We start from the raw sequence: 13,018 nt of genomic DNA on the forward strand, positions 1-13,018 counted from the left end.
AAACCTGAGAGAGGATTCGCTGATGAGCGTCACCCAATCAGCCGACGCACGTGAGCGGATCATCGCGACCGCGTACGAGCTGTTCACCCGGCGCGGCATCCGCGATGTCGGAGTCGACGAAGTGGTGGAGAAGGCCAACGTCGCCAAGACCACGCTGTACCGGCATTTTCCGTCCAAGGACGAGCTGGTGCTGGCGTTCCTGGAAGAACGCGAACAGCAGTGGACCGTCGACATCGTCGACCGGCAGTCGGCGCAACGCGCCGACGATCCCGAGGGCCAGCTGCTGGCGATCTTCGACGTGTTCCACGACTGGTTCCACCAGCGCACGGACTACGAGGCGTGCTCGTTCGTCAAAGTCTTGATGGAGATGGGCGCCGAGGGCCCGATCGGTCAAGCCTGCATCGCGCACCTCGACAACATCCGCACGATCGTGCGGCAGCGTGCGCAACGCGCAGGCCTGCGCGACCCGGACGAGTTCTCGTGGTCCTTCAACGTCTTGATGAAAGGCAGCATCGTCGCGGCCGCCGAAGGCGACTTGGAGGCCGCCCGGCGGGCCAAGACCATGGCGGTCTGGCTGATCGACGCGTACCGGCGCTAGGCCCGCCGGTACCGCTCCAGGTCGGCCTGGCGCACGCTGAGGCCGTGGCCGATGTCCGCCTGCTTCGGCTCGACCGTTCCGCCGGTCGGATCCAGCGTCCCGTCGAACGCCAGCGACTCGATCCGCACGTGGTCATGGAACCACTCGAGGTGACGCAGATTCGGCGTCGCAGCCGCCGCATGCACGTGCAAATGCGGGGCGCAGTGGCCGGACACCTCTAGCCCGTGCGCCGCTGCCACGGCGGCCGCACGCTGCCATTCGGTGATGCCGCCGCACCGCGACGCGTCGACTTGCAGGCAGTCGACTGCCTCGGCGGCGCACATGCGCCGGAAATAGGTGAGATCGCTGCCGTACTCCCCCGCCGCGACGTCGGCGTCCACGGCGGCGCGCACCGCGCGCAAGCCTACGAGGTCGTCGGATGACACCGGCTCCTCGAACCACGTGACGCCGAGCCCGGAGGCCTCCCGCATGACGCGCACCGCCTGCTTGCCGGTGTAACCGCCGTTGGCGTCGACGAACAGTGCAGCATCCCCGATCACCTTGCGCGCCAACGTCATTCGGCGAAGGTCGCGAGCCGTGTCACCACCCCACGACTCGGCGATCTTGATTTTGACTCGCGGTATCTGCCGCTGGTGCACCCAACCGCTGAGCTGCTCGGTGAGGCGGGCGTCGTCGTAGCTGGTGAAGCCGCCGCTGCCGTAGATCGCGACGTCGGCACGCACAGCGCCGAGGAGTCGGTGCAGCGGCAGGTCGAGCAGGCGGCCCTTGAGGTCCCACAGCGCAACGTCGACAGCCGAGATCGCATACCCGGCTACGCCGGGCCGGCCGGCGTTGCGCACGGACTTCACCATCGCGTCGAAGGCGCCGCCGACGTCGAACGCATCGTGTCCGCACACGACGCCGGCGAGTTCGTCGCGCACGAAGTTCGCGCAGACCGCGGGCCCGTATGTCCATCCGACACCCACTTGGTGGCCCGCGCGGACCGTCACGAGCACCAGCGTGGTCGACGTCCACGTGAACGTGCCGTCGGCCTCGGGCGCATCCGTCGGAATCGTGTACGCCGCGGCGTCCACCTCGCGGATTGCGGTCTCGGCCGCAACCGCGCTCATCGCTTCGCGGTGTCGCGGTGCGGTAGGAATTCCTGCGCCTTGACTTTGATGCCCTCCTTGAGAATCCCGAACGCGTCCTCGTCACCCTTCAGCACGGCCGTCGCGGCGTCTTTCATCTGCTCGAAGGTCGCATGCGGGGGCACCGGCGGGATGTCGGGATCGCAGTGCACGTCGAGCACGGTCGGCCGGTCGGCCGCCAACGCCTGATCCCATGCCGGCGCGATGTGGTCCGGCTCGGTCACCGTCACCGATCCGAAGCCCAGGCTGGCCGCGAACGCGGCGTAATCCACATCCGGAAGTGTCTGCGACTCAGGGAATTTCGGCGATCCACCCATTGCCCGCATCTCCCAGGTCACCTGGTTCAGGTCGTTGTTGTGCAGCACCGCGACGATGATCCGCGGGTCGGACCACTCCTTGTAGTAGTGGGCGATCGTGATGAGCTCGGCCATGCCGTTCATCTGCATCGCGCCGTCGCCCGCGAACACGATCGCCGGCCGGTCCGGATGGGCGAACTTCGCGCCGATGCCGTACGGCACGCCGGGACCCATCGTGGCCAGTGTGCCGGACAGCGATCCGCGCACGCCGTCGCGGAACTTCAGCTGCCGCGCATACCAATTGGCCGCCGACCCCGAGTCCGCGGTGACGATCGCGTTGGGCGGCAAGCGTTTCGACAGCTCCGCGAACAGCAGCATCGGGTTGATCGGGTCGGCTTCGACGCGGGCCTCCATCGCCATGGTTTCCCACCACCGGGCGACGTTGTCTTCGATCTTCTTGCGCCAGGACCGGTCCTCTTTGCGCTGCAGCAGCGGCAGCAGCTCCCGAAGCGTCGCGGCGGCGTCGCCGACGAGGTTGACCTCGTTGGGGTAGCGCATCCCGATCAGCGCCGGATCGATGTCGATCTGGACGCCACGGGCCTGGTCGAAGCCGGGCAGGAACTGCGTGTAAGGGAAGCTGGACCCGACAGTCAGCAGCGTGTCGCAGTCACGCATCATCTCGTAACTCGGCCGGGTGCCCAGCAGACCGATCGAGCCGGTCACCCACGGCAACTCGTCGGACAGAACGTCCTTTCCCAGAAGGGCTTTCGCGACGCCGGCGCCGAGCACGTCAGCAACCTGGGTGACCTCGGCCGCGGCGCCTCGCGCACCGCAGCCGATCAACATCGCCACCCGGCTACCGGCGTTGAGCACCTCAGCGGCGCGGCGCACACCGTCGGGGTCTGGTGTGACGACCGGCCATTCGAAGCCCACGCTCGACGGCACCATCTTGAACGCGTGCGACGGCGGCGAGTAGTCGAGCTCTTGCACATCGGCGGGGATGATGACGGCCGTCGGCGCGCGGCGGGTCATCGCGGTGCGGATCGCGCGGTCGAGCACGTTGGGCAGCTGCTCGGGCACCGTCACCATCTGGATGTAGTCGCTGGCGACGTCTTTGAACAAGCTCATCAAGTCGACCTCTTGCTGGTATGAGCCGCCCATGGCGCTGCGGTTGGTCTGCCCGACGATCGCGAGGACGGGCACGCGGTCCAGCTTCGCGTCGTAGAGCCCGTTGAGCAGGTGGATAGCGCCCGGCCCGGACGTCGCCGCGCAGACACCGATGCGGCCGCTGAATTTCGCATAGCCCACCGCCTCGAATGCACACATCTCTTCGTGGCGAGCCTGGATGAACTTGGGGTTGTTGTCGGCGCGGCCCCAGGCGCCGAGCAGGCCGTTGATGCCATCGCCCGCGTACGCGAAGACTTTCTCGACGCCCCAGTCGCGGAGTCGTTCCAGCACAAAGTCGGCCACCGTGGTCGATGACATCGGGACACCTCTTCTCGATTGAAGTCAGCTCGAGGAAGGTGTTACCCGGCAACTGCTCGGCGTAGACAGAAAGCCGAGGCCGCTGTGAGCCGGGGTATCGTGCCGACGTGACGCGCGATCACGGCGATCCGGGCGACGCGCCCTCGGTGCCGCCTCCCCTGGCGCCGGTCGTCAACCCGCGCCGACCGTCGGCTGCCGAGGAAGCCCGCACCATCGCGGCGTCCACCAACACCGCCACCTTGGCCACGCTGACCACGGGCGGTGATCCGTGGGCGTCGCTGGTCACCTACGGGCTGCTGAACGGCGCGCCGGTGTTGTGCGTGTCGCGGATGGCCGAGCACGGCCGCAACCTCGACCACGATCCGCGCGCGAGCCTGTCGATCGTCGCCCCCAGCACCGACGCCGACCCACTGGCCAATTCCCGAATCACACTGGCGGGCAAGGCTGAACGCCCGGTTGGCGACGAACTCGACGCGGCCCGCAGCGCCCATCTCGCTGCGGTGCCCGCGGCCAAGTACTACATCGACTACAGCGACTTCTCCGTGTGGGTGCTGCGCGTGCAGCGGGTGCGCTGGGTGGGAGGCTACGGCCGGATGGATTCGACGACGGGTGCGGAGTACCTGTCCGCAGCACCTGATCCGGTGAAGCCACTGGCCGCAGCGGCGATCGAACACCTCAACGCCGACCACGCCGACTCGCTGACCTCGATGGCACGGTTGCTCGGCGGATACCCCGACGCGCAGTCCGCCACCTGCACCGGCGTCGACCGCTACGGGCTCGACCTGAGAGTCACCACGCCCCGCGGAAGGGCTTATACCCGAGTCGGGTTCGCGTCAGCTATCGATTCGGTCGACCAATTGCGTTCGGCTGCAATTGAATTGGTCCGCCGGTCGTCATGACGTCAGCCCTCGTCGCCCAACAGGGTGTCGGCGGCGATGATCGACGCCGAGATCGCGGCCGGGAAACCGCCGTAGAACGCGACATGGGTGATCAGCGCTGAGATCTCGTCGTGCGTCAGCCCGTTGTCGACGGCGCGGCGCAGATGCGCGGGCAGCTCGTCGGGGCGGTAGAGCGCCGTCAGCGCGGCCAGCGTCGCGATGCTGCGGTCGCGCGGGCTGAGGCGTTCATCGGTCCACACGTCCGAATACAGCGGATCATTGATCAGCTCGGTGAGCTGGGGAGTGAAACGCCGCGCGGCCTCACGCGGAGACTCCGGATAGTTGGTCATCGCTGCTTTTCCAATGCCTTCGCGCACGCCGCCAGTATCGCGGCGAAGCTCGACCGCAGCAGTCGCGAGCTGACCGCCTCCATCAATTTGCCGCCGCCGTGGACCGGGTGGGTGTAGCTGCTCGTCCAGTCGACGCGTGTTCCGTCTTGCACGGGCGTCAGCGTCAGTGTTCCACCGTCGTGTGCAATGGGCGGAAACGCCCGCAGGATCAGATACGAGTAGCTGTGCGGCGGGTCGTAGCCGGTGATCCGCTCGCGAAACCACAAGCCTAGCCCGGTCACCTCGCGCAGAGCTCCTACGCCGGGCGCCGGTGAGTCGTTCGTATAGCCAGCCGTCAAAGCCAGCGGAGCGGCGGTCAGATTGGCTGGCTCGGCCAGCCAATCGAAGACCTCCTGTGGCGGAGCCGCGATTGTGCGCTGCACGTGTAGCTGGACCATGAGCCTCCTCGATCTTCGGTCTGCCCAGCGTGCGACGGTGGTCAACTGGCCGCCCACTCCGCTGATCTGCGGTAGCGTGCCAGTACAGTGCCACACCTACAGACGGGAATCGCGATGAGGTCACGTTCGGTCACGCGTTGGGCAGCTGTCGCGGGTGCCGGCGCACTGATCGCGATGGGCGGTCTGACCGCCGGTTGCGGCGGCAAAGGTGAGGAAAAGCCCTCCACCACAACGCCTCCCACCACGACCACCACCACTACTCCGCCGCCGGTGTCGCCGACACAGCACGACATCAGCCCCAACGGACCGAACCTGTTCACGCCCACGCCGGTTCAGCCCATGCCCACCGTGTCGACGCACAAGCGCAGTCACGAGTAGGTCGTAGGAGCGGTCGCGAAGCCGGCGCAGACGTCGAGGTCCGCGTGGACCCGCTGGATGCGGGTGTTCGGGGCCGTGGTTGTGTTGCTGACCGCCGCGTCCGACCTGCGTCCGTCATCGCCGGATTCACGTGTGGTCGACGGCCCACTGGCGTTATTGCTCAGCGCTTCAACCGATCTCGGGCACGCGTCCACCGGCGAGGTACAGATGACCGTCATGCTGCGCGACGCAAGCCGGCCGCGAGCGTTGGCGGCTTGGGCGCGCGACAACGCGCTGTCGGTGCGCTGGCGTCCGGGCGACACCTGGGCGATCGTGGAGGGCGCACCCAGCGCCGTCGCCGAGACGTTCGACGTCGCGGTGCACGAGTACCGCGGGCGGCGCGGTCAGGTGTTCTACGCGTCGCCGCAGCAGCCGTCCATGCCGGCTTCGCTGGACCTCGAAGTGAGCGGCGTCGGAAGGATCCTCGGCTATACACCGCACCACACGGCACGCCCGCCTGTGCCGCTGACCGGCCGCCAGCCGGGCCTGACCCCTGTCGAGCTGTTGACGGCTTACAACGCGAATGGCCTTGTTGCTCAAGGCTTCACCGGTAAAGGCGCCACCATCGTGTTCTTCGAATTCGACGGTTTCGACCAAGCCGACCTCGATACGTTCGCACAGCAATCAGGGCTGCCGTCCTTCGCACCGGTGCTCATCGGCGGTCAACCGGGCAAGCCGACCGGCGAGACCACGATGGATCTCGAGGTCGCCCATGCGGTCGCCCCGGACGCGCAGCTGGTGGTAATCAATGCCGTGCCCACACTTCAAGGCGACGGCAATTTCGAGAAGATTGCGGCGATGTTCGACGACGCCGATCGACGCTTCCCGGGCGCGGTCTGGAGCCTGTCGATCGGCTGGGCGTGTGACCGGTTGTTGACTGCCGCCGATCTCGCGCCGGTCCGCGCGGCGCTCGCCAAGGCGCAGGCCCGCGGTACCACAGCGTTCGCAGCCACCGGCGACAACGGCGGCCTGCAGTGCAAGGGCGGTGACGACTGGTCATCCCCGCCGGGGCCGAATGATATTGGCCTGGACGCGGTTTCGTCGTTGCCGGAGATGACCGCAGTGGGTGGCACGGCGTTGTCGCTCGACGAGAACGGGGGGTGGCTGGCCGAGCAGGCGTGGGTGAACTCGCCTCTGACAACCGGCAGCAGCGGCGGCGTGTCGGCGCTCTTCGCACGCCCCGGATGGCAACAGGGTGTCACGTCGGCGCGAGACGGCACCCACCGGCTGTCTCCCGACGTCGCCGCGGTCGCAGACCCGTTCACCGGACTGCGGATCGTGTTCGGCCAGCAGGTGCTGGTCGGCGGCGGCACCTCGCAGGCGGCACCGATCTGGGCGGGACTCGCCGCAGTGATGAACCAGTACCTGATCGCCAACAGCGGCCATGCGCTGGGTGCGCTGAACCCGCTGCTGTACCGGGTGGCGGCCGGGGCGTCGCGCCCGGCGTTTCGCGACGTGTCGCTCGGCGCGAACGCAGTGGATGTCGCCACCCCGGGATACGACCTGATCACCGGGCTGGGGCCGCCGAACGTGACGAACCTGGCCCGCGACATCCTCGACATCCAGAAGGGCGCGTGATGAGTACCGGCGAGGTGCCGACCACCGCGTGCCCGGTGTGCGAAGCCGACGTGCCCGCGGGCGCGTTCTGTGGCTATTGCGGCTCACACCTGAAGGCGCAGCGCGGTGACGGGCCGGCGTGGCTGCGGTTGCGGGCGTTCAGTGCGGCACCGACCCAGCACGTGTTGCTGCCGTCGGTGACGAGCTCGCTGTTCCCGCATCTGCACCACCGCTCTCAAGCGCCGTTCCGGATCGGATTGGCGGTGCTGGTGGCGGCGTTGGCCGCGTTCTCGGCGCTGCGGTGGCAGGCGCCGTTGATTGCGGTCAGCGTGCTCGGCTTGCCGCTGCTGTTCCATCTCTATCTGCTCGAGTCGCACACCTACCGCGATCTGCCGCGGCGCGTCCTGCTGTTCAGTACGGCTCTGGCGATCGTCCTGGGCGTCGGCTGGGCGTGGCAAACCGGCGCGGTAATCGCCCGCAGCTACGACGTCGCGTTTCGCACTGGCATGGAGTTCAAGCAGCCGCTGTGGGAGGGGCTTCTGATCCCGGTCGGCGGTGCACTGGTGATGCTGGTGCCGAGCGTGGCGGCGCGGCTGTGGAGTGTCGGCCCACGCGAGTCATTGGACGGCTTTCTCGTAGGCGCGATCACGGCGATGAGCTTCACCGCCGCTGCCACGCTCACGCGGTTGACGCCGCAGTTCGCCACCGGGTTGATGGCCACCAACCGCCCGATCATCGGGCTGATCGCCGAAGCCGTCATTCGCGGCGTGGCGATGTCCCTTGTCGCCGCGACGGCCGGCGGCATGCTCGGCGCGACCCTCTGGTTCACCAAACCCGTTCCAGCACACCAACATCGGGGTCAGGCGCTAGCGCATCCACTGCCCGCCACGGTGACCATACTCATCGCCTACGCGATCGTCGGGCTGACGGATGCGTCTCCTGCCCCCGAAACATGGCAATTGGTGGTGCATTTGGCGGTCGCGCTGATGATGCTGCTGGCCCTGCGGATGGTGCTGCACATGGCGCTGCTGCGTGAGACACAAGAGCCGGTGAGCTCCGAACCGCTGTTGTGCGAGCACTGCAGGCACGTGATCCCCGACATGGCGTTCTGCCCGCATTGTGGCGCGGCCATCCGCGCGTCGTCCCGCACGTCACGCACCGAAAGACGGCGACACCGGCCCGTGCGGATCGAGCCGCGCCCGGAGGGTCCGTGAGCGCGCCCGCATCCCTCGATCACTCGGTGCTACCGGGCTACGCGCTGCCGGCAGGCTCTTATGCGGCGGCGCCGGTACGGCACACCTCGCATCGCCGGGTGCTGGTGCAGCTTCTGGTCGGGGTGGCCGTGGTGATCGTCGGCGTGGTGGTGGCGTTTCAACTGCTCACCCCATCGGCACCGCGATACGTCTGCCCACCGGACTGCGGCCAGCCGCCACTCGGAAAACCGGTGCAACGGTTGCCGCGCTTCACGTCTGGAGACGGTGCATTCTCGGTGGCGTACCCCGGTCCGGGCACCGCCTACCGCGTCAGCATGAAACCGAACGGCGTGACCGCGGAGTTCACCGGCGGTGACGGCGGCACCATGCAGCTGTTCGGCGAGCCGGCACTGGGCCGGCAGCCGGTCGACATCGCGCACGAGCTGCTCGACGAGACCTATCCCGACGCGGTCAAGGACTACGAAATCCCGAACGCGATGGTCGGCTACCAGCTGGGCTACGGCGAGGTGGCTGACGTGTATCCACAAGACGCGGCGGGCAACTTCGTGCGGCTGCGCGTGCTGGTGATGGTCGCGGTGAAGCACGATCTGGCATTGATCGCCGCGGCCGTCGGTCCGTACCACCGCTTCACGCCGGACTTCAGCACCGGCCAGCCGTCGGGCGTCAATCTTGCGCTCGCGCTGGACATGGCCGCCTACGTCAACAGCTTCATGTGGCGGGGCGACCCGCCGCGCTGACCACCAGACGCGGCCGCAGCCGCTCCGGTGTGATGTCGGCGCCGGCGCGCACGTCGGCACTCAACTGCTCGGCGTGGCGCACCAGCCCGTCGGCGTCGATCCCGTGCGGCACCGGCCGCGCGCTCGATTTCAGCCGGGCCACCGCGCGGTCGAGCAGTGCGCTTGCGCCCCTGCGGTTTCCACGCTGGATATGGGTGATCCCGACCGCCAGTTGAGCCAGCCCCTGCCACAGCATGCGCTCTTGGGCGGGCCCGTTTTTCCAGGCCGCCTCCAGCACCTCGTGAGCGTTGAACGCGAGCCCACGGTCGAGGAGGTCTTGGGCGTAGCGCAGGGTTTCGGTCGGCGCGAGGTCGAGGTCGTCGGGGATGCGGGGCACGCCCTGGCTGCCGCGCGGGAGCGGCCGGCCCAACGCGTCGCGGGGACGCGCATTGCGGGCGTTGCCCGACTCGTCGCGGTCGCGTGACGGCATACCCGGTTGGTCCTTGTGCTCGATGGGTGCTTGGGGGAATTGTGGACTACACATCCGGTGGCAACGAAGCGCTCGGAGGGAATGCCGTGGCAGACAAGAGCAGCACAGCCAAAGGGGGTGGTGCCGCGCCGGTCGTGGACAGCCCGGCGGCCATCCGCAATGTGGTCCTGGTGGGGCCGTCGGGGGCCGGTAAAACCACACTCGTCGAGGCGCTGCTGGTAGCCGCGGGGGTGCTTCCGCGAGCCGGGTCGGTGGTCGACGGCACCACAGTGTGCGACTTCGACGACGCCGAGATCCGCCAGCAACGTTCGGTGGGGCTGGCGGTCGCGCCGCTGATGCACGACGGCGTCAAGGTGAACCTGATCGACACCCCCGGCTACGCCGACTTCGTGGGCGAGTTGCGCGCCGGCCTGCGAGCCGCCGACTGCGCGCTGTTCGTGATAGCCGCCAACGAGGGCGTCGACGAGCCCACCAAGATGCTGTGGCAGGAATGCGACCAGGTGGGCATGCCGCGGGCGGTGGTGGTGACAAAGCTCGACCACCCGCGTGCCAATTACGAGAACGCGCTGGCCGCCACCCGGGACGTGTTCGGCGACAAGGTGTTGCCGCTGTACCTTCCGGTGGACAACGGTTTGCTCGGGCTGCTGACTCAGCGCTGTTTTTTGTACAAGGACGGCAAACATGAAGTGCGAGAACCTGATTCGTCGTATACCGACCGGATCGGAGATGCCCGCGGCTCGCTGATCGAAGGCATCATCGAGGAGTCCGAGGACGAGTCGTTGATGGACCGCTACCTCGGTGGTGAGGACATCGACCAGGCGGTGTTGATCGAGGACCTGGAGAAGGCGGTCGCGCGTGGGTCGTTCTTTCCGGTCATTCCGGTCTGCAGCAGTACCGGCGTCGGAACGCTCGAGTTGCTGGAGGTGGCGACCAGCGGCTTCCCGTCACCGCTAGAGCATCCGCTGCCGGAGGTGTTCACGCCTCAGGGTGCCGCACGCACGCACCTCACCTGCGACCCGGCCGGCCCGTTGCTGGCCGAGGTGGTCAAGACGACCTCCGACCCGTACGTCGGGCGGGTGAGCCTGGTGCGCGTGTTCTCCGGCACCATCCGACCCGATGCGACGGTGCATGTCTCGGGTCACTTCAGTCAGTTCTACGAGCACAGCAGCCACGCCGACCACGACGAAGACGAACGCATCGGGCCGCTGTCGTTTCCGCTGGGCAAGCAGATGCGGCCGGCCCCGGCCGTCATCGCCGGCGACATCTGCGCGATCGGCCGACTCACCCGGGCAGAGACCGGAGACACGTTGTCGGACAAGGGCGAACCGCTGGTACTCAAGCCGTGGTCGATGCCCGAGCCGCTGCTGCCGGTGGCGGTGCAGGCGCACGCGAAGACCGACGAAGACAAGCTGTCGGTGGGTCTGCAGCGGTTGGCCGCCGAGGACCCGACTTTGCGTATCGAGCAGAACCAGGAAACACACCAGATTGTGTTGTGGTGCATGGGCGAAGCGCACGCCGGTGTGGTCCTCGACGCGCTCGCCAACCGCTTCGGGGTCACCGTCGACACCGTCGAACTGCGGGTGCCGCTGCGAGAAACGTTCGGCAGCAAGGCAAAAGGCCACGGCCGCCATGTCAAGCAGTCCGGCGGACACGGCCAGTACGGGGTCTGTGACATCGAGGTGGAGCCGCTGCCGGAGGGATCGGGATTCGAGTTCGTCGACAAGGTCGTGGGCGGCGCGATTCCGCGCCAGTTCATTCCCAGTGTCGAAAAGGGCGTGCGCGCACAGATGGAAAAGGGCGTTGCCGCAGGCTATCCCGTTGTCGACATCCGGGTGACGCTGCTCGACGGAAAGGCGCACAGCGTCGACTCGAGCGACATGGCCTTCCAGATGGCCGGTGCGCTGGCGCTGCGGGAGGCGGCCGCCGCGGCGAAGATCAACTTGCTCGAACCGGTGGACACGGTGTCGGTGGTGGTGCCCGACGATCTGGTGGGCGCGGTGATGAGCGACCTGTCCGGCCGACGCGGCCGCTTGCTCGGCACGGACAACGTCGGCGACAACCGCACGATGATCAAGGCCGAGGTGCCCGAAGTGGAGCTGACCCGGTATGCGATCGACCTGCGTTCGCTGTCTCACGGTGCAGGCTCGTTCACCCGCACGTTCACCCGTTACGAGCCGATGCCGGAGTCGGCGGCCGCGAAAGTCAAAGCCAGCGCCTGAGAGTGTGCGATTTCGGTGCGTTTCCCTGCGCTGAGCGCCGGTTTGCGCACCGAAATCGCGGTAGGGAGGTCGAGCTGTGACCGCTGTTAGCCCGTTTCGCATCGCGGTGCCCGACGACGTCCTCGACGACTTGCGACGCCGGCTCGCCCACACCCGGTGGCCGGAGCGCGAAACCGTCGACGATTGGAGCCAGGGCATCCCGCTGGCCTACACCCGGGAACTCGCCGAGTACTGGGCCGACGGGTACGACTGGCGCTCCCGCGAAGCCGCACTGAACCGGTTCGACCAGTTCACCACCGAGATCGACGGGCTGACCATCCACTTCATCCATCAGCGCTCCCGCAACGACGACGCGTTCCCGCTGATCATCACCCACGGCTGGCCCGGCTCGATTGTGGAGTTCCAGAAGGTGATCGAGCCGCTCAACGACGCCGGATTCCACGTGGTCTGCCCGTCGCTGCCCGGCTACGGGTTCTCAGGAAAGCCGACCACCACCGGATGGGGCGTCGACAAGACCGCCGACGCGTGGGAGACGTTGATGACCCGGCTGGGCTACGACCGCTACGGCGCGCAAGGCGGCGACTGGGGCGCCGCGGTGACGACGGCGATCGGCCGCAACGGCGCGATCAACCACTGCGTGGGGATCCACCTCAACTTCGCGATCGCTTTCCCGCCAGGCGATCTGAGTGATCCGACACCAGAGGAGAAGCAAGCGCTGAAGGCCATGCGCTACTACGACAAGTGGGATTCGGGCTACTCCAAGCAACAGTCGACGCGTCCGCAAACAGTCGGCTACGGGTTGGTCGATTCCCCGGTCGGGCAGCTGGCCTGGATCGTCGAGAAGTTCTGGGCGTGGACGGACTGCGACGGGCATCCGGAGAACGCACTGACCAAAGACGAGCTGCTCGACAACGTGATGACGTACTGGGTGACGGCGTCGGCCGCATCATCGGCCCGGATGTACTGGGAAAGCTACAACTACTTCGGCAGCTCAGGCCGCGTCGAAATGCCCACGGGCATAGCATCTTTCCCGAAGGAGGTCGTGCGCCCTCCGCGGCACTGGTGTGAGCCCAAGTACAACATCACGCACTGGACCGCGATGCCGCGCGGCGGGCACTTCGCCGCATTCGAGCAGCCGGACTTGTTCGTCGAAGACGTCCGGAAGTTCTTCGCGACGGTGCGCTAGGCGTTTGCCCTGAGTTACACCGAACGTGAGTGCAGAGCGAAATTTCGC

13 protein-coding genes are annotated in these 13,018 nt (G+C 67.4%); 8 read left to right on the forward strand and 5 right to left on the reverse strand.

The annotated features are described in order from the left end of the window. Nucleotides 1-22: 22 nt before the first annotated feature. The gene (locus AC5Y4C_RS15890; RefSeq protein ID WP_499904611.1) at nt 23-598 is read left to right on the forward strand and encodes a TetR/AcrR family transcriptional regulator; all 576 of its coding nucleotides are present in this window, start codon (nt 23-25) and stop codon (nt 596-598) included. Here the strand turns inward: AC5Y4C_RS15890 and AC5Y4C_RS15895 are convergent. Continuing rightward, nucleotides 595-1,707, reverse strand: coding sequence for an enolase C-terminal domain-like protein (locus AC5Y4C_RS15895; protein ID WP_499904609.1), 1,113 nt, complete (start codon nt 1,705-1,707; stop codon nt 595-597). The two genes, AC5Y4C_RS15890 and AC5Y4C_RS15895, sit on opposite strands and share 4 nt — an antisense overlap. Further along, nucleotides 1,704-3,506 (reverse strand): thiamine pyrophosphate-requiring protein, encoded by a 1,803-nt coding sequence (locus AC5Y4C_RS15900; protein WP_499965261.1) that lies wholly within the window; start codon nt 3,504-3,506, stop codon nt 1,704-1,706. The genes AC5Y4C_RS15895 and AC5Y4C_RS15900 overlap by 4 nt, the downstream gene beginning before the upstream one ends. A gap of 107 nt (nt 3,507-3,613) precedes the next feature. Between AC5Y4C_RS15900 and AC5Y4C_RS15905 the strand changes: the two genes are divergently transcribed. Continuing rightward, the gene (locus AC5Y4C_RS15905; RefSeq protein ID WP_499965259.1) at nt 3,614-4,405 is read left to right on the forward strand and encodes a HugZ family pyridoxamine 5'-phosphate oxidase; all 792 of its coding nucleotides are present in this window, start codon (nt 3,614-3,616) and stop codon (nt 4,403-4,405) included. Nucleotides 4,406-4,407: 2 nt separating this feature from the next. Here the strand turns inward: AC5Y4C_RS15905 and AC5Y4C_RS15910 are convergent, their stop codons facing one another. Beyond that, the gene (locus AC5Y4C_RS15910) at nt 4,408-4,734 is read right to left on the reverse strand and encodes a carboxymuconolactone decarboxylase family protein (protein ID WP_499904602.1); all 327 of its coding nucleotides are present in this window, start codon (nt 4,732-4,734) and stop codon (nt 4,408-4,410) included. Then, complete coding sequence (locus tag AC5Y4C_RS15915) at nt 4,731-5,171, reverse strand: SRPBCC family protein (protein WP_499913377.1); 441 nt, start codon at nt 5,169-5,171, stop codon at nt 4,731-4,733. Before AC5Y4C_RS15915 ends, AC5Y4C_RS15910 begins: the two co-directional genes overlap by 4 nt. A gap of 114 nt (nt 5,172-5,285) precedes the next feature. Here AC5Y4C_RS15915 and AC5Y4C_RS15920 point away from each other — a divergent pair, with 114 nt between their 5' ends. The 4 genes from AC5Y4C_RS15920 to AC5Y4C_RS15935 are packed head-to-tail and all read left to right on the forward strand — an operon-like array spanning nt 5,286 to nt 9,096. Continuing rightward, on the forward strand, nt 5,286-5,549 hold the full coding sequence (locus AC5Y4C_RS15920) for a hypothetical protein (RefSeq protein WP_499965257.1): 264 nt from the start codon (nt 5,286-5,288) through the stop codon (nt 5,547-5,549). A 57-nt stretch (nt 5,550-5,606) separates the two neighbouring features. Continuing rightward, complete coding sequence (locus tag AC5Y4C_RS15925; RefSeq protein ID WP_499965255.1) at nt 5,607-7,166, forward strand: S53 family peptidase; 1,560 nt, start codon at nt 5,607-5,609, stop codon at nt 7,164-7,166. Continuing rightward, nucleotides 7,166-8,359, forward strand: coding sequence for a zinc ribbon domain-containing protein (locus AC5Y4C_RS15930; RefSeq protein ID WP_499965253.1), 1,194 nt, complete (start codon nt 7,166-7,168; stop codon nt 8,357-8,359). Before AC5Y4C_RS15925 ends, AC5Y4C_RS15930 begins: the two co-directional genes overlap by 1 nt. Beyond that, on the forward strand, nt 8,356-9,096 hold the full coding sequence (locus AC5Y4C_RS15935; protein ID WP_499904587.1) for a hypothetical protein: 741 nt from the start codon (nt 8,356-8,358) through the stop codon (nt 9,094-9,096). The genes AC5Y4C_RS15930 and AC5Y4C_RS15935 overlap by 4 nt, the downstream gene beginning before the upstream one ends. On the opposite strand, the gene AC5Y4C_RS15940 is transcribed toward AC5Y4C_RS15935, so the two are convergent. Then, nucleotides 9,068-9,565, reverse strand: a complete 498-nt coding sequence (locus AC5Y4C_RS15940) for a DUF309 domain-containing protein (protein ID WP_499904581.1) — start codon at nt 9,563-9,565, stop codon at nt 9,068-9,070. The two genes, AC5Y4C_RS15935 and AC5Y4C_RS15940, sit on opposite strands and share 29 nt — an antisense overlap. Nucleotides 9,566-9,651: 86 nt before the next feature. Between AC5Y4C_RS15940 and AC5Y4C_RS15945 the strand changes: the two genes are divergently transcribed. After that, nucleotides 9,652-11,784, forward strand: coding sequence for an elongation factor G-like protein EF-G2 (locus AC5Y4C_RS15945; RefSeq protein ID WP_499965251.1), 2,133 nt, complete (start codon nt 9,652-9,654; stop codon nt 11,782-11,784). A gap of 76 nt (nt 11,785-11,860) precedes the next feature. Further along, nucleotides 11,861-12,970: an epoxide hydrolase family protein gene (locus tag AC5Y4C_RS15950; protein ID WP_499965249.1), complete on the forward strand. Its 1,110-nt coding sequence runs from the start codon at nt 11,861-11,863 to the stop codon at nt 12,968-12,970. The last annotated feature ends 48 nt before the right edge of the window (nt 12,971-13,018 follow it).

It is taken from the genome of Mycobacterium sp. NGS35 (genome assembly GCF_059812855.1).